Annotated in this window: 15 protein-coding genes; 14 read left to right on the top strand and 1 reads right to left on the bottom strand. The window is 64.9% G+C overall.

Annotation, left to right across the window (positions count from 1 at the left end; genetic code table 11):
* The first annotated feature begins 19 nt into the window (after positions 1-19).
* The 14 genes from proX to IAE37_RS00010 all read left to right on the top strand — a co-directional run bounded on the left by proX (position 20) and on the right by IAE37_RS00010 (position 15,572).
* The gene (gene proX / locus IAE37_RS00075; protein ID WP_201166954.1) at positions 20-1,048 is read left to right on the top strand and encodes a glycine betaine/L-proline ABC transporter substrate-binding protein ProX; all 1,029 of its coding nucleotides are present in this window, start codon (positions 20-22) and stop codon (positions 1,046-1,048) included.
* A gap of 113 nt (positions 1,049-1,161) precedes the next feature.
* Complete coding sequence (locus IAE37_RS00070) at positions 1,162-2,214, top strand: GlxA family transcriptional regulator (RefSeq protein WP_201166952.1); 1,053 nt, start codon at positions 1,162-1,164, stop codon at positions 2,212-2,214.
* A 163-nt stretch (positions 2,215-2,377) separates the two neighbouring features.
* Positions 2,378-3,334 (top strand): AraC family transcriptional regulator, encoded by a 957-nt coding sequence (locus IAE37_RS00065; RefSeq protein ID WP_201166950.1) that lies wholly within the window; start codon positions 2,378-2,380, stop codon positions 3,332-3,334.
* 103 nt (positions 3,335-3,437) lie between these two features.
* Positions 3,438-4,802, top strand: coding sequence for a benzoate 1,2-dioxygenase large subunit (benA, locus tag IAE37_RS00060; protein WP_201166948.1), 1,365 nt, complete (start codon positions 3,438-3,440; stop codon positions 4,800-4,802).
* Entirely contained in the window at positions 4,799-5,284 is a 486-nt protein-coding gene (benB, locus tag IAE37_RS00055) for a benzoate 1,2-dioxygenase small subunit (RefSeq protein WP_201166946.1), read from the top strand. The genes benA and benB overlap by 4 nt, the downstream gene beginning before the upstream one ends.
* Positions 5,285-5,354: 70 nt before the next feature.
* Entirely contained in the window at positions 5,355-6,365 is a 1,011-nt protein-coding gene (benC, locus tag IAE37_RS00050; RefSeq protein ID WP_201166944.1) for a benzoate 1,2-dioxygenase electron transfer component BenC, read from the top strand.
* Positions 6,366-6,548: 183 nt separating this feature from the next.
* On the top strand, positions 6,549-7,310 hold the full coding sequence (locus IAE37_RS00045) for a 1,6-dihydroxycyclohexa-2,4-diene-1-carboxylate dehydrogenase (protein ID WP_201166942.1): 762 nt from the start codon (positions 6,549-6,551) through the stop codon (positions 7,308-7,310).
* Positions 7,311-7,363: 53 nt separating this feature from the next.
* Complete coding sequence (locus tag IAE37_RS00040; RefSeq protein WP_201166940.1) at positions 7,364-8,686, top strand: MFS transporter; 1,323 nt, start codon at positions 7,364-7,366, stop codon at positions 8,684-8,686.
* A 33-nt stretch (positions 8,687-8,719) separates the two neighbouring features.
* Positions 8,720-9,634 carry a catechol 1,2-dioxygenase gene (gene catA, locus IAE37_RS00035; protein ID WP_201166938.1) on the top strand — a complete coding sequence of 305 codons (915 nt, stop codon included), beginning with the start codon at positions 8,720-8,722 and terminating at the stop codon, positions 9,632-9,634.
* A 130-nt stretch (positions 9,635-9,764) separates the two neighbouring features.
* Entirely contained in the window at positions 9,765-10,964 is a 1,200-nt protein-coding gene (locus IAE37_RS00030; protein WP_201166936.1) for a benzoate/H(+) symporter BenE family transporter, read from the top strand.
* Positions 10,965-11,019: 55 nt separating this feature from the next.
* Positions 11,020-12,270: an OprD family porin gene (locus tag IAE37_RS00025; RefSeq protein WP_201166935.1), complete on the top strand. Its 1,251-nt coding sequence runs from the start codon at positions 11,020-11,022 to the stop codon at positions 12,268-12,270.
* Positions 12,271-12,359: 89 nt separating this feature from the next.
* Positions 12,360-13,454 carry a metal-dependent hydrolase gene (locus IAE37_RS00020; protein WP_201166933.1) on the top strand — a complete coding sequence of 365 codons (1,095 nt, stop codon included), beginning with the start codon at positions 12,360-12,362 and terminating at the stop codon, positions 13,452-13,454.
* A 126-nt stretch (positions 13,455-13,580) separates the two neighbouring features.
* Positions 13,581-14,492: a LysR family transcriptional regulator gene (locus IAE37_RS00015; RefSeq protein ID WP_201166931.1), complete on the top strand. Its 912-nt coding sequence runs from the start codon at positions 13,581-13,583 to the stop codon at positions 14,490-14,492.
* A gap of 99 nt (positions 14,493-14,591) precedes the next feature.
* Entirely contained in the window at positions 14,592-15,572 is a 981-nt protein-coding gene (locus IAE37_RS00010; RefSeq protein ID WP_201166929.1) for an LLM class flavin-dependent oxidoreductase, read from the top strand.
* A 43-nt stretch (positions 15,573-15,615) separates the two neighbouring features.
* Here the strand turns inward: IAE37_RS00010 and IAE37_RS00005 are convergent, their stop codons facing one another.
* Positions 15,616-16,713 (bottom strand): alkene reductase, encoded by a 1,098-nt coding sequence (locus IAE37_RS00005; protein WP_201166927.1) that lies wholly within the window; start codon positions 16,711-16,713, stop codon positions 15,616-15,618.
* Between the last annotated feature and the right edge of the window lie 164 nt (positions 16,714-16,877).

Genomic DNA, 16,877 nt, shown 5'->3' with positions numbered 1-16,877 from the left:
CAGAAGAAGGTACGCGACGATGCACGAATCCCTGTTCACCCGCAGCATCCTGAAATCCGCCAGCGCCCTGGCTTTGGTCGCCGTTTCACTGTTCGCCCAGGCCTCGGCGGACAAACCGGGAGACGGGGTCAAGGTGACGCCGATCTTCCCCTCCATCGCCGAGGAGCGCTTCCGCGGAGAGGTGGCGATGGAAGGCCTGCGCGAGCTGGGCTACAACGTCCAGGAGCCGAAGGAAACCGAGTACGGGGTGATGATGGTGGCCCTGGCCAATGGCGATGCCGACTTCACCGTACATCTGTGGGAGAAGCTTCACGACAAGTTCTACCAGCAGGCCGGTGGTGACGATGTGATGGTCAAGACCGGCAACATCCTCCCAGGCGTCGCCCAGGGCTACCTGATCGACAAGAAAACCGCCGACCAATACAACATCAAGTACATCACCGACCTGAAGAAACCCGAGATCGCCAAGCTCTTCGACACCGACGGCGACGGCAAGGCCGACATGACCGGCTGCAACCCGGGCTGGGGCTGCGAGCTGGTGATTTCCCACCACATGAAGGCCTACGACCTGGACAAGAGCGTCACCGTCAACCAGGGCTCGTACTTCGCCCTGATGGCCGACACCATCACCCGCTACAAGGAAGGCAAGCCGATCCTGTATTTCACCTGGGTGCCACAGTGGATCGCCAGCGTGCTGGTCGAGGGCAGGGATGTGGTCTGGCTGGAAGTCCCGAAAACCGACCTGCCTGACGGCAATAACGACGTCGATACCACCTACCACGGCAAGAACCTGGGCTTTGCCATCGACAAGGTGGTGGCCGTGTTGAACAAGGACTTCGCCGAGGAGAACCCGGCAGCACTGAAGTTCCTGTCGCTGGTGCAGATCAGCACCGATGACGAGAGCAACCAGAACCTCAAGATGCAAAACGGCGAGAAGAAGCCCGCCGACATCACCCGCCATGCCAAGGAATGGGTGGCCGCGCACCGTCAGCAGTTCGACGAGTGGCTGCAGGCATCGCGTGCGGCGGCGACCCAGGCCAGCAAGTAATCCAGTTCCATCAGCGCCGCCCCATTCGCGGGTAAACCCGCTCCTACAGGTGTCACGATCCTGTAGGAGCGGGTTTACCCGCGAATGGGGCAGCACCGCAGTAGAGCCAACCCATGAGCCACTTCGAAAGCATCCTCAAGAACACCAACCTGGCCCACCTCGACCCCGCTGGCCGCGCCGTGCTGCCGTTGACGTGCCGCAGGGTGGCCTTCGTCCTGCGCGAGCACTTCTCGATGATGGCGTTCACCGCCGCCATGGATTCGTTGGTCACCGCCAACCTGATGAGCGCCACGCCGCTGTTCCACATCCAGGTGGTGGGCGAGGGTGCCCAGGTGGTGAGCGATCTGGGCATCGCCTTGCCGGTCGATACCGCCTTGGCCGACCTGGAGGTGCAGGGCCTTGACTGCCTGTTGGTGTGCGGCGGTTTCCGTGTGCGCCTGGAACCCGCGCCGGCACTGCGCAACAAGCTGCGCCAGGCCGACCACACCGGATGTCTGCTCGGTGGCCTATGGAACGGCCCGTACTTCCTCGCCGAGGCCGGCTTGCTCGACGGCCATGAGTGCGCCTTCCACCCCGATGGCCGGGCGATGCTCGGCGAGTTGTTCCCGAAAGTACGCCTGAGCCGCCAGGCCCACGTGCTGGACCCAAGGCGCATGAGCTGTGCCGGCGCCAGCAGCGCGCTCGACCTGATGCTGGCCTGGCTCGAGCAGCAGGGCGGCGCCGGCCTGCGTCGTGCGGTGGAGCAGATGCTGGCCTGCGATCGCGCCCGCGTGCCCAGTGACATGCTGGCGGCGGCGCCGCAGCTGGACCCGAGCGTGCCGCGCGGGGTGCGCCTGGCCCTGGAGTTGATGCACGCCAACATCGAGGACCCGATCGGCATCGACGAGATCGCCGAACATGCGGGGCTGTCCCGGCGACACCTGGAGCGCTTGTTCCGCCGGCACGTGCAGGCAACGCCGCCACGCTACTATCTGGAGCTGCGCCTGACCCATGCCAGGCAGTTGCTGCAGCACACCAGCAAATCCCTGACCGAGGTGGCAGTGGCCAGTGGTTTCGTCAGTTTTCCGCATTTCTACCGGCGCTTTCGCGAGCTGTTCGCCATCGCCCCGCGCCAGTATCGGGCGCGCAGCCAGGGGTGGGCGGGTAGGGCGGCGCTGGTGGAATGAACCATTTGTTCGATAATCGGACATTGCTGGCGGGGCGTCGTCCGCTATTCGCCCCGCGAATCCCTTGGTCGCATTGCTCCTCGTTTCGCTTTTACATACTGTGTACTCGCGTAGACTAAAAAAATTACATAAAACAAAATTACAAAAGCCGAGTGCCTGCCTTATGGAAAGCCGCCTGCTGAGCGAGCGCAGTAGCGTGTTCCATCACGCCGACCCCTATGCCGTTTCCGACTATGTGAACCGGCACCTGGGCCAGCATTGCATCGGGTTGTCGCGCAGTACCCGCCCGCAGTCCAGCCTGAGCCACCGCAAATTCGCCGAACTCGACCTGTGCCGTATCAGCTACGGCGGCAGCGTGCGGGTGACCTCGCCCGCGCTCGAGACCATCTACCACCTGCAGATCCTGCTCAATGGCAGCTGCCTGTGGCGCGGTCACCAGCGTGAGCATCACCTGGTGCCGGGCGAGTTGCTGCTGATCAACCCGGACGATCCGGTCGACCTGACCTATTCCGAAGACTGCGAGAAGTTCATCCTCAAGGTGCCGACGCACCTGCTCGACACTATCTGCGAAGAACAGCGCTGGCAGCGCCCGGCCGGTGGCGTGCGCTTTCTGCGCAACCACTACCGCCTGGAAGAGCTGGACGGGTTCTCCAACCTGCTGGCCATGGTCTGCCAGGAAGCCGAAGTGGCCGAGCCATTACCGCGCGTGCAGGGCCACTACAGCCAGATCGTCGCCAGCAAGCTGCTGACGCTGATGAACACCAACATCAGCCGCGAAGGCCTGGGCACGCCCGGTGCCAGCCTGGAGCGGATCCTCGACTACATCGACCGCAACCTCAAGCTGGAGCTGACTGCCGAGGTGCTGGCCGAGCAATCGAACATGAGCCTGCGTTCGTTGTACGCCTTGTTCGACCGCCATTTGAGCACCACCCCCAAGCAATACGTGCGCCAGCGCAAGCTCGAACGCGTGCATGCCTGCCTCAGCGATGCCAGCTGCGCGGTACGCAGCGTCACCGAGCTGGCCATGGACTATGGCTTCCTGCACCTGGGCCGGTTTTCCGAAACCTATCGCCAGCGCTTTGGCGAGCTGCCTTCGGAGACGTTCAAGCACCGGCGCTGAAGCTTGCACAAAATGGATAGCACTGTGCACGCAGCGGATATTGCCCCTGGTCGATAATCCCTAACCTGACATGGCCTGAACAATAACAATGGAGGCCCTGGCCATGTCCCTGGGATTCGACTACCTCAATGCCATGCTCGAGGACGACCGCGAGAAGGGCGTCTACCGTTGCAAGCGTGAAATGTTCACTGACCCGCGCCTGTTCGACCTGGAGATGAAACACATCTTCGAGGGCAACTGGATCTACCTGGCCCACGAAAGCCAGATCCCCGAGAAAAACGACTTCATCACCCTGACCATGGGGCGCCAACCGATCTTCATCGCGCGCAACAAGGACGGGGAGCTCAACGCCTTCCTCAATGCCTGCAGCCACCGCGGCGCCATGCTCTGCCGGCACAAGCGCGGCAACCGGTCCAGCTATACCTGCCCGTTCCACGGCTGGACCTTCAACAACAGCGGCAAACTGCTCAAGGTCAAGGACCCGAGCAATGCCGGCTATCCCGACAGCTTCAACTGCGACGGCTCCCACGACCTGACCAAGGTCGCCCGCTTCGAGTCGTATCGCGGGTTCCTGTTCGGCAGCCTGAAAGCCGACGTCAAGCCGCTGGTCGAGCACCTGGGCGAATCGGCGAAGATCATCGACATGATCGTCGACCAGTCGCCGGAAGGCCTTGAGGTGCTGCGCGGCTCCAGTTCCTACATTTACGAAGGCAACTGGAAGCTCACCGCCGAAAACGGTGCCGACGGCTACCACGTCAGCTCCGTGCACTGGAACTACGCCGCCACCCAGAACCAGCGCAAGCAGCGCGAAGCGGGTGAAGAGATCAAGACCATGAGCGCGGGCGCCTGGGCCAAGCAGGGCGGTGGCTTCTATTCCTTCGATCACGGCCATCTGCTGCTCTGGACGCGCTGGGCCAACCCAGAGGACCGTCCTGCCTACGAGCGTCGCGAGCAACTGGCCGCCGACTTCGGCCAGGCGCGCGCCGACTGGATGATCGAGAATTCGCGCAACCTGTGCCTGTACCCGAACGTGTACCTGATGGACCAGTTCAGCTCGCAGATTCGCATCGCTCGGCCGATCTCGGTGAACAAGACCGAAATCACCATCTACTGCATCGCGCCCAAGGGCGAGAGCAGCGATGCCCGCGCCCAGCGCATTCGCCAGTACGAGGACTTCTTCAACGTCAGCGGCATGGCGACCCCGGACGATCTGGAGGAATTCCGTTCCTGCCAGACCGGCTACGGCGGCGGCACTGGCTGGAATGACATGTCGCGCGGCGCGGCCCACTGGGTCGAAGGCGCCGACGAGGCGGCCAAGGAGATCGAACTGCAGCCGCTGCTGTCAGGCGTACGCACCGAGGATGAAGGCCTGTTCGTGCTGCAGCACAAGTACTGGCAGGACACCATGATCGAGGCGCTGAAGCAGGACCAGCAACAGCAGCTGATTCCCGTGGAGGCCGTGCAATGAGCCTCTACGAAACCGTGCGCGACTTCCTCTTCCGCGAAGCGCGCCACCTGGACGATGCCGAGTGGGACCAGTGGCTGGAGCTGTATGCCGCTGATGCGAGCTTCTGGATGCCGTCCTGGGACGATGACGACACCCTGACCGAAGACCCGCAAAGCGAAATCTCGCTGATCTGGTACGGCAACCGTGGCGGCCTCGAAGACCGGGTCTTCCGGATCAAGACCGAGCGCTCCAGCGCGACCATGCCCGACACCCGCACGTCGCACAACATCAGCAACATCGAGATCGTCGAGCAAGGCGAAGGCTACTGCAAGGTGCGCTTCAACTGGCACACCCTGAGCTTCCGCTACAAGACCACCGACAGCTATTTCGGTAGCAGCTTCTACACCCTGGACCTGCGCGGCGAGCAACCGCTGATCAAGGCCAAGAAGGTGGTGTTGAAGAACGACTACGTGCGTCAGGTCATCGACATCTATCACATCTGATCCGAGGTAACGCGAGCCGCCCGGTGTGCCAGATGGCGCGCCGTGGCCAGGTTCGCCCGCGAGGTGCAACATGAGCTTCCAGATCGCACTGAATTTCGAAGACGGGGTGACCCGCTTCATCGAGGCCACCGGCTTCGAAACCGTGGCCGATGCCGCCTACCGCCAAGGCATCAACATCCCCCTGGACTGCCGTGACGGTGCATGCGGCACCTGCAAGTGCAAAGCCGAGTCCGGCCGTTACGACCTGGGTGACAACTTCATCGAGGACGCCCTGAGCGAGGACGAGATCGCCGAGGGCTACGTTCTTACCTGCCAGATGCGCGCCGAAAGCGACTGCGTGGTGCGTATCCCGGCTTCGTCCCAGGTATGCAAGACCGAGCAGGCCAGCTTCGAGGCGGCCATCAGCGAAGTGCGTCAGCTGTCCGAAAGCACCATCGCCCTATCGATCAAGGGCGACGCCCTGGGCAAGCTGGCGTTCCTGCCGGGCCAGTACGTCAACCTGCAGGTGCCGGGCAGCGACCAGAGCCGTGCCTACTCCTTCAGCTCGCTGCAGAAGGATGGCGAGGTCAGCTTTCTGATCCGCAACGTGCCGGGCGGGCTGATGAGCAGCTTCCTGACCACCCTGGCCAAGGCCGGCGACAGCATGAGCCTGGCCGGCCCCCTGGGCAGCTTCTATCTGCGGCCGATCCAGCGCCCGTTGCTGCTGCTGGCAGGCGGTACGGGCCTGGCGCCGTTCACGGCAATGCTCGAGAAGGTCGCCGAGCAGGGCAGCGAGCATCCGCTGCACCTGATCTACGGGGTCACCAACGACTTCGACCTGGTCGAAATGGAACGCCTCGAGGCCCTGGCTGCGCGCATCCCCAACTTCACCTTCAGCGCCTGCGTGGCCAACCCCGAGAGCCAGTATCCGCAGAAGGGCTACGTGACCCAGCACATCGCCCCTGGCCACCTCAACGACGGCGATGTCGACGTCTACCTGTGTGGCCCGCCACCGATGGTCGAGGCGGTCAGCCAGTACATTCGTGAACAGGGCCTGACCCCGGCGAATTTCTACTACGAGAAGTTTGCCGCAGCAGCCTGAGTTTCCTTGGGGCTGCCCATGCTGTGCGGGCGTGTGCAGCCTTTTTTCTTCGAGCAATACACCGCCCTTTGTAGGAACGGGTTTACCCGCGAAGAGGCCACCAGGTACAGCGCTTTGTCTGGCCGGACGCATTCGCGGGTAAACCCGCTCCTACAGGGAACGCAGCGGACTGGAGAAATGGACATGAACAACAGATTCCAAGGCAAGATCGCCCTGGTCACCGGTGCCGCCCAAGGCATCGGCCGGGGCGTGTGCTGGCGGCTCAAGGCCGAAGGCGCGAAGGTGGTGGCGGTGGACCGCTCCGAACTGGTCCACGAACTGGCCGGCGAGGGCATGCTGACCCTGACCGCCGACCTCGAGCAACATGCCGATTGCGCCCAGGTCATGGCGGCTGCGGTCGAAGCCTTCGGCCGCCTCGACATCCTCGTCAACAACGTCGGCGGCACCATCTGGGCCAAGCCGTTCGAGCACTACGAAGTGGAGCAGATCGAGGCCGAGGTGCGCCGCTCGCTGTTCCCGACCCTATGGTGCTGCCACGCCGCGCTACCGCACATGCTCAAACAGGGCAGCGGTGCCATCGTCAACGTTTCATCCATCGCCACCCGTGGCGTCAACCGCGTGCCCTACGGCGCGGCCAAGGGCGGCGTCAACGCCCTGACCGCGTGCCTGGCGTTCGAAACCGCCGGGCGTGGCATTCGCGTCAACGCCACCGCGCCTGGAGGTACCGAGGCACCTCCCCGGCGTGTACCGCGCAACAGCGCCGAGCAGACCGAGCAGGAAAAGGTCTGGTACCAGCAGATCGTCGACCAGACCCTCGACAGCAGCCTGATGCATCGCTACGGCAGCATCGACGAGCAGGTCGGCGCGATCCTGTTCCTGGCCTCCGACGAGGCGTCCTACATCACCGGCGTGACCCTGCCGGTAGGTGGTGGTGATCTCGGCTGAGCACCACCCCGGCAAGGTTTTCTTCAACAACAAGAACAAGAGAGACAGATGCCATGCGAACCCTTGACGTACACCCGATCATCGATAACGCCCGCTTCACCCCGTTCCACTGGATGGTCATGGCCTGGTGCGGCCTGCTGCTGATCTTCGACGGCTATGACCTGTTCATCTACGGCGTGGTATTGCCGGTGATCATGAAGGAATGGGGCCTGACCCCGTTGCAAGCCGGCGCGCTGGGCAGTTATGCGCTGTTCGGCATGATGTTCGGCGCCTTGGCGTTCGGCAGTCTGGCCGACCGTATTGGGCGCAAGAAAGGGATCGCCATCTGTTTCGCCTTGTTCTCTGGCGCGACCATCCTCAACGGCTTCGCCAGCAGCCCCAGCGAGTTCGGCGTGTACCGCTTCATCGGCGGGCTCGGCTGTGGCGGCCTGATGCCTAACGCGGTCGCGCTGATGAACGAATACGCACCCAAGCGCCTGCGCAGCACCCTGGTGGCGATCATGTTCAGCGGCTATTCGCTGGGTGGCATGCTCTCGGCCGGTGTCGGCATCTTCATGCTGCCGCGTTTTGGCTGGGAATCGATGTTCTTCGCTGCGGCCGTGCCGCTGTTGCTGTTGCCGGTGATTCTCTACTACCTCCCCGAATCCGTTGGTTTCCTGGTGCGCAAGGGGCGTTTCAAGGAGGCCCGCGCGCTGCTCAAACGCCTCGACCCGCAGTGCGACGTGCGCGATGACGACGCGCTGCAGGCGGCCGACCGCAAGGGCGGTGGCGCATCGGTGCTGGAGCTGTTCCGCAATGGCCTGGCGGTGCGCACCCTGGCGCTGTGGCTGGCGTTCTTCTGCTGCCTGCTGATGGTCTACGCACTCAGCTCGTGGCTGCCCAAGCTCATGGCCAACGCCGGCTACAGCCTGGGCTCCAGCCTGTCGTTCCTGCTGGCGCTGAACCTTGGCGGCATGGCCGGGGCCATCCTCGGTGGCTGGTTGGGCGATCGCTACAACCTGGTCAAGGTCAAGGTCGCCTTCTTCATCACCGCGGCGCTGTCGATCAGCCTGCTCGGCGTCAACAGCCCGATGCCGGTGCTGTATCTGCTGATCTTCATCGCCGGCGCCACCACCATTGGCACCCAGATCCTGCTGTATGCCGGTGCCGCCCAGATGTACGGCCTGGCGGTGCGCTCCACCGGCTTGGGCTGGGCCTCGGGCATCGGCCGCAACGGCGCCATCGTCGGCCCGCTGCTGGGCGGGGCGCTGATGGGCATCAACCTGCCGCTGCAACTGAATTTCCTGGCATTCGCCATCCCCGGCGCAATCGCCGCGCTGGCCATGGCCGTGCACCTGGCCAGCGGCCGGCGCCAGGCCTTGGCAGCCGCGGCTTGAGCCTTGGCAAAGAATAATTACGAGGCAACTCCCATGACCGTGAAAATCTCCCACACCGCTGACCTCCAGTCGTTCTTCGATCAAGCTGCCGGCCTCGGCAATGACGACGGCAGCCCGCGACTGAAGCAGATCATCCTGCGCGTGCTGCACGACAGCGCGCGCCTGATCGAGGACCTGGAAATCACCGAGGACGAGTTCTGGCTCGCCGTCGACTACCTCAACCGCCTGGGCGGGCGGGGCGAGGCCGGGTTGCTCGTGGCTGGCCTGGGCCTCGAGCACTTCCTCGACCTGCTGCAGGATGCCAAGGACGCTGAAGCAGGCCTCACCGGTGGCACCCCTCGGACCATCGAAGGCCCGCTGTACGTGGCCGGCGCGCCGCTGGCACAAGGCGAGGTGCGCATGGATGATGGCAGCGAGGAGGGCGTGGCCACCGTCATGTTCCTCGAAGGCCAGGTGCTCGACCCCCAAGGTCAACCGCTGCCAGGTGCCACCGTCGACCTGTGGCACGCCAATACCCGAGGGACCTATTCGTTCTTCGACCAGAGCCAATCGGAATACAACCTGCGCCGGCGCATCGTCACCGATGCCGAAGGCCGCTACCGTGCGCGCACCATCGTGCCGTCCGGCTATGGCTGTGACCCGCAGGGTCCGACCCAGGAGTGCCTGGACCTGCTCGGCCGGCATGGCCAGCGCCCGGCGCACGTGCACTTCTTCATTTCCGCGCCGGGCTACCGGCACCTGACCACGCAGATCAACCTCTCGGGCGACAAGTACCTGTGGGACGACTTCGCCTATGCCACCCGTGATGGCCTGGTGGGTGAGGTGGTGTTCCACGAAGGCGCCGACGGCCGTCGTGCCGAGCTGAAGTTCGACTTCCAGTTGCAGAAGGCCCAGGGCAGTAGCGCAGAACAGCGTAGCGGCCGGCCGCGGGCCCTGCAGGAGGCCTGAGCCGCCGCGTCGCCTGATTCGCGGGTAAATCCGCTGCTACACCGCCCTGTAGGCGCGGGTTTACCCGCGAACCAGGCGACACCAGAACAAGAGCCAGCCCCTAGGCTGGCCAACGTCTTGCGAGAAGCCCATGAAAAGCCTGACCAAGGACTGTTCCCTGTCGGCGATCGTCGCCGGCTGCATCGCCACGATGATTTCCTACGCCGGCCCACTGGTCATCATCTTCCACGCCGCCGAAGCCGCTGGCCTGTCCCATGGCCTGCTGTCTTCCTGGGTGTGGGCCATCTCCATGGGCAGCGCCGTGCTCGGCGCGCTGCTTAGCTTGCACTATCGCGTTCCCGTGGTGATCGCCTGGTCGATCCCCGGGTCGGCGCTGCTGGTCACCGCCTTGCCGCACCTGGGCCTGGAACAGGCGGTGGGTGCTTACCTGGTAGCCAACCTGATCCTGCTGCTGATCGGCATCAGCGGGGCCTTCGACCGCATCATCGCCCGCTTGCCGGGCTCCATCGCCGCCGGCATGCAGGCTGGCATCCTGTTCAGCTTCGGCATCGAAGTGTTCCGAGCGCTACCGGTGCAGCCGCTGCTGGTGCTGTCGATGTTCGTCACTTACGTGCTGATGCGCAGGGTGCAGCCGCGCTATGCGGTGGCGGCGGTGCTGTGCGTGGGCGCATTGGTGACGCTGGCCAGCGGCGCGTTTCGCAGCGAGGCGCTGGTGTTGGCGTTGGCATCGCCGCAACTGATCGTGCCGCAGTTCAGCCTGCCCGCAGTGTTCAGCCTGGCCTTGCCGATGGTGCTGGTGGCATTGACCGGGCAGTTCATGCCGGGCATGGCGGTGTTGCGCAACGCCGGCTACCACACGCCTGCCAGCCCATTGATCAGCGCCAGCGCCGTGGCCGGCGCCTTGCTCGCACCCTTTGGCTGCCATGGCCTTAACCTGGCCGCCGTCACCGCCAGCCTGTGCACCGGCCACGAAGCCCACGAAAACCCGCGCCGCCGTTATGTCGCAGCGCTCGCCGGCAGCGCCCTGTACCTCGTACTGGGGGTGGCCGGAGCCACGTTGATGTCGCTGTTCGCCGCATTTCCCGCTGCGCTGATCGCTGCCCTGGCCGGGCTTGCCCTGTATGGCGCGATCAGCGAAGCCCTGACGCGCAGCCTGGCCGAGCCTGGCGAGCGCGATGCCGGCCTGTTCACGTTCCTGGTCACCGCATCCGGGGTGTCCTTCCTCGGCCTGTCGGCAGCCTTCTGGGGCTTGCTGTTCGGGCTGCTTGCCCATGGCCTGCTACGTTTGCGCCGCCCGCAACCCCAGGAGGTGCCACACCGCACACGATGAGCTCGCGCCATTCCATTCGCTTCATCCATAAAAACAAGATCCAGAGAGCTTCGGAATGAACCATACCCCCTGCGTTGCCATTGGGCTGAGCCTGCTCAGCCAACCGCTGCTTGCCGACGAAAGCGGCTTTTTCAAGGATGCCACCGCGAGCCTGAGCGCGCGCAATTACTACTTCAGCCGCGATTTCTCCGATATCGTCGGTGCCAACCAGCAATCCAAGGCCGAGGAGTGGGCCCAAGGCTTCATCCTCGATTTCAAGTCCGGCTACACGCCCGGCACGGTTGGCTTTGGCATGGACGCCCTGGGGTTGCTGGGCATTCGCCTCGACAGCAGCCCGGACCGGGTCAACACCGGCCTGTTGCCGGTGCATGGCGACGGGCGCGCCGCCAGTGAATACAGCCGCATCGCACCGACCTTCAAGGCGCGGGTGTCGAAAACCGAGCTGCGCGCCGGCGAGCTGCAGCCCAACCTGCCGGTGCTGACCTTCAGCGATATCCGCCTGTTGCCGCCGAGCTACCAGGGCGTCAGCATCAGTTCGGCCGAGTTGCAGGGTCTGACCGTGCAAGCAGGGCACCTGAGTTCCACGCATCTGCGCAACGAGGCCGGCGACGGCAAGATGAACGCCATGCTCGGCCACGTCCCGCAGCGCCAGGCCGAAAGCGACGCTTTCAACTACGTAGGTGGCGACTACGCCTTCAACGCCAACCAGAGCAGCCTGAGCCTGTGGTACGGGCAACTGGAAGACATCTACCACCAGGGCTTCGTCGGCCTCAAGCACAGCAAGCCGGTCGGTGACTGGGTGCTCAGCGCCAACCTGGGTTACTTCAACGCTCGCGAAGACGGCGACGCCTTGCTCGGCAGCATCGACAACCAGGCGTTCTACTCGCTGTTCACCGCAAGGCTTGGCGGCCACAGTTTCCATGCCGGCTATCAGGCCATGTACGGCGAAAGCGCTTTTCCCCGGGTGTTCGCCAACATCGCGCCGCTGGGCAACGAGGTGCCGACCTACGAGTTCGCTTCCGCCGACGAGCGTTCCTACCAGTTACGCTACGACTACAACTTCGCCGCCATGGGCGTGCCGGGGCTCACGGCCACCGTGCGCTACCTCAAGGGCAACAACGTCGACACCGGGCAGGGCTTCGAAGGCCGTGACCGCGAGCGTGACCTGGAGCTGGGCTACGCGGTGCAGGGAGGGGTGTTCAAGGGCCTGGGCATTCGCCTGCGCAATGCCATGGCGCGGTCCAACTATCGCAGCGACATCGACGAGAACCGAGTGACCCTGGTGTATACCTGGAAGCTGTTCTGATCCAGCACACCCTTTGCCACACACCGGCATTTGCACCGCCGGGCTTCGAGCGGTAGGTTTCCTCCACCGAACACTCAGGAAACCTACCCTTGGACTCCATCACCCAAGCCGTTCTCGGTGCCGCCCTCCAGGGCACCGTGCTCGGTCGCATCCAGGGCCGCCGTGCGCTCGCCTACGGCGCGGCGCTGGGCACCGTGCCTGACCTCGACGTGATTGTCCGCTATGCCGATCCGGTGTCGCAGATGACCTACCACCGGGGCTTTTCCCATTCCATTTTCGTCCTCACCGGCCTGGCCATGTTGCTCGCCTGGCTGGTCAACTGGCTGGGGCGCACGCGTTGGCCTGAAAAAGGCTACACCTTTCCCAGGTTATTCGTGGCGTTCTGGCTGGTGCTGGTGACCCATCCGCTGCTGGATGCGTTCACGGTCTACGGTACCCAGTTGTTGTGGCCGCTGCAGATGACCCCACTCAGTTGGGCCGCGGTGTTCATCATCGACCCGGTGTACACCGTACCGTTGTTGCTGGCTGTGGCCTATGCGGCGGTGAAGGGCGCCACCGGCAAGGCGCTGCGCGGGTTGAGCCTGGCGCTGCTGTTCAGCACGGCGTACCTGGGCTTCGGCCTGGCCGGGCGAATCATGGCCGAGCAGCGCCTGCAGGCGGCGTTCGCCGAGCAGGGTATCGCCGTCAGTGACGTGCGCGCCGTACCGATCGCCTTCAACAGCCTGGTCTGGCGGGTACTGGCCAAGACGCCGGAAGGCGACTACTACGAGGCCATCAGCAGCCCGCTCGACCGCCAACCACCGGAGATGCTGCGCCTGCCGCGCCACCTCGAAGCCGCACGCGCCTTGGCCGGCGTGCCCTTGCACGAGCGCCTGCGCTGGTTCACCGATGACTGGCTGCGCTATGACGAAGTCGGCGATGCGCTGGTGGTCACCGATCTGCGCATGGGCTTGCCGGGGAGCTATACCTTCCGTTTCGCCATGGCCCAGCGCGATCCACAGGGGCACTGGGTTGCCCATACGCCCTCGGCCTGGCCGCGGGTCGGCGGACTGTTCGATGGCCAGGACATGCTGCTGATCTGGCGCCGCATCTTCACCCAGCAGCCACCGCTGCCCCTGGCGGCCTGGGCGGCACGGCAGGACCGACCGGCGCTCTCCGGCGGCCGCGCCGAACGCGGTCGCTGAAGCATGTAGTCGGCGGGCCAGACCAACCCCTGCTATTGCTCAAACGCCTGACCTGGGCACATCGCGCCTTGCAATGGCGGCAAACGCACCCATCTAAGCGGGTCTCGATGATCCGCAGGAGTTGTAATGGAACCCAACCGCTTTGGCGATATCGCCGCCTTCGTCAGTGCCGCCAAGGCTGGCAGCTTCACCGCGGCAGCCGCGAGCCTGGGCCTGACCCGTTCGGCGGTGGGCAAGAGCATCGCCCGGCTGGAGGCACGCATGGCGGTGCGCCTGTTCAATCGCACCACGCGCAAGCTCAGCCTGACCGACGAGGGGCAGGTGGCCTACGAGCGTTGGCGGCAGATCCTCGATGACCTGGACGAGGTCGAAACCACCATGGCCCAGCGCCGGGGCAAGCCCACCGGCACCTTGCGCCTGACCGCGCCGCTGTCGTTCGGCCAGCGCCATGTGCTGCCGATCCTCGATGCCTATCTCAAGCAGTGGCCGGAGTTGCGGGCCGACATCCGCTTCACCGACCGCTTCGTCGACCTGGTCGAGGAAGGCGTCGATGTGGCGGTGCGGATCGGCGCGCCGAAGGAAGATTCGCAGCTACTGACCCGCACCGTCGCCTGGCAGCAGTTCGTCACCTGCGCTTCACCCGACTACCTGCGCGAACATGGCGTGCCACAGGTACCGGCGGACCTCTACGGGCATGACAAGATCGCCTTTCTGGCTGGCGAAAAATCCATGCCCTGGCGTTTTCACACCGCCGAAGGCCTGCACCTGTGCGAGGAACCCGGGCGCCTCAACATCGACAGCTCCGAAGCGATGCTCGACGGCGCGCGGGCTGGCTTCGGCCTGATCCACCTGCCGACCTACATCACTGGCGACGACCTGCGCGCCGGAGCCCTGGTGGAGGTGCTGCACGCCTTCCGGCCGCCTGCAGACCCGATCCGCGTGGTGTACCCCAGCAAGCGGCACCTGTCGCCACGGGTGCGCGGCTTCATCGATCTGCTTGTCGCTAGCTGGGAGCAGGGCGTGCCCTGGGAAGACTGATTGGGGACTTCCAGGCCCGTATATGGGGCCTGATACAGGGTTTATCCCTGGCGCCACAGCCTGGAAACTGGCGTCACTGATAATCCATCTGGAGACCCCATGACAGCCCTGTCCGTACTGGACCTGGTCATGATCGGTGAAGGCAAGACCTTCGCCGACGCGATCGAGGAATCCCGCCAGCTCGCCCGCCACGTCGAGCAGCACGCCTACAGCCGCTACTGGATCGCCGAGCACCATGACATGCCCGGCATCGGTTCGGCCGCCACGTCCCTGGTAATCAACGAGATCGCCAACGCCACCCGGCACATCCGCGTCGGTGCCGGTGGCATCATGTTGCCCAACCATGCCCCCTTGGTGATCGCCGAGCAGTTCGGCACCCTCGATACCTTGCATCCGGGCCGCATCGACCTGGGCCTGGGGCGTGCACCCGGTACCTCTGGCCCGACCGTGCGGGCGCTGCGTGGCGCCGCCCCGGAGCGCGATTTCGCCCAGGACATCGCCGAGCTGCGCGACTACCTGGCCGATAACGGCAAACGCCAGGTGCACGGTGTGCCGGGCCGTCATGAGGTGCCGGTGTGGATTCTCGGCTCTAGCCTGTTCGGCGCCGACCTTGCGGCCAAGCTGGGTCTGCCCTATGCCTTTGCCTCGCACTTCGCGCCGCGTTACCTGTTGCAGGCCGTCGCTCATTACCGGGCCAACTTCCAACCGTCCGCGCAATGGGCCAAGCCCTATGTGATGGTGGGGGTGAACCTGTTCGCCGCCGACAGCGATGCCGAGGCCGATTACCAGGCCAGCTCGCACCGCAAATGGATGCTGGACCTGCACGTCGGGCGCTTCGGCTTGCTGCCCAAGCCCCAGGAAGGTTACGTCGAAGGCTTGCCAGGCCACGAGCGGGCAGTGTTGGAGCAGGTCATGGCGTGCACCATCGCCGGCGGCCCGGCGCGGGTCCGGGAAGGGTTGCGGTCACTGATTGCGCAGACGGGCGCGGATGAGTTGATGATCGATTGCCGGATCCACGATCCGTTGGCGCGCTTGCGTTCACATGCCTATGCGGCGCAGGCGCTGGCCGAACTGACCTGAGCGCGACCGTAATTATTGGGGCCGCTTTGCGGCCCCAGTTCACTCACGCGCGCTTGAGTGTCGGGTAGTCGGTATAACCCTCAGGCCCATTGGCATAGTCGAACTGCGCCCGATGTTCGTTCAGCGGCGCCTTCTCGCGCAAGCGCTCCACCAGGTCCGGGTTGGCGATGAAGCTGCGCCCGAAAGCCACGGCATCGATCAGGCCACGGCCGATCAGGTCTTCGCCTTTTTCCGCAGTGTAAGCGCCCGCAGCGATGATCACGCCGGGGTAGGCTGCGCGGATCGCCTCGCGGAATTCGTCGCGCAGCGGTTTGCCACCGGCCCAGTCCGGCTCGGACAGGTGCAGGTAGGCGAGGTTGCGTTTGGCCAGCTCGCCGATCAGGTACAGGCCCGCCGCCTCCTGGTCTTCGCCATTGTCGATGCCATTGAAGCCGCCCAGGGGGAACACGCGGATGCCCACACGTTCGGCGCTCCAGGCGGCAATGGCGGCATCGACCGCCTCGAGGACGATGCGTGCGCGGTTCTCGACGCTGCCGCCGTACTGGTCCTCGCGCTGGTTGGCGCTTGGGGTGAGGAACTGGTGCAGCAGGTAGCCGTGGGCGGCGTGCAGTTCGATGAAGTCGAAACCGGCGTCGCGGGCATTGGCGGCGGCCTGGCCGAAGTCGGCGACGATACCGGCGATTTCATCGGTGCTCAGTGCGCGCGGTGTGGAGGTCTCGACGCGCATCAGCGTGCCGTGCTCATCACGCAGGGTGGTGCGGGCATCGGCGAGCAGTGCCGACGGCGCCACGGGGGCCTCACCGCCCGGCTGCAGCGAGGTGTGCGACACCCGGCCGGTGTGCCAGACCTGCACGGCGCTGTGGCCGCCGGCAGCATGGATGCCTTCGTTGACCTGGCGCCAGGCGGCGATCTGCTCGGCGCTGTGGATGCCCGGCGAGCCGGAGTAGCCCTTGGCCTGGAACGAGATCTGCGTGGCCTCGGTGATGATCAGGCCGGCGCTGGCACGCTGGCGGTAGTACTCGGCCATCAAGGGCGTGGGCACGTCGCCCGGTTCCAGGCTGCGCAGGCGGGTGAGGGGGGCCATGAACACACGGTTGGGCAGGGTCAGCGGGCCGATCTGCAGGGGTTGGAAGAGTTTCATCGTCGCTCCAGAGTTGGGAAAACCAATGGCGCGCACGATACCGGGATGATTCGGGAAAGGGGGGACCGGGATCCTGGCGTTCGGGTCCCCAATGGAGGCGTCTGTCGAGCCCCATTCGCGGGGTAAACCCCGCCCCACGGGGGGCGGCGGGTGGGGGGGGGGGT

Origin of the sequence: Pseudomonas sp. S31, assembly GCF_016648105.1 — a bacterium.
Lineage (GTDB): Bacteria > Pseudomonadota > Gammaproteobacteria > Pseudomonadales > Pseudomonadaceae > Aquipseudomonas.
The sequence above is the reverse complement of the archived record's forward strand: the minus strand, read 5'-3'. Positions and strand labels throughout refer to the sequence as shown.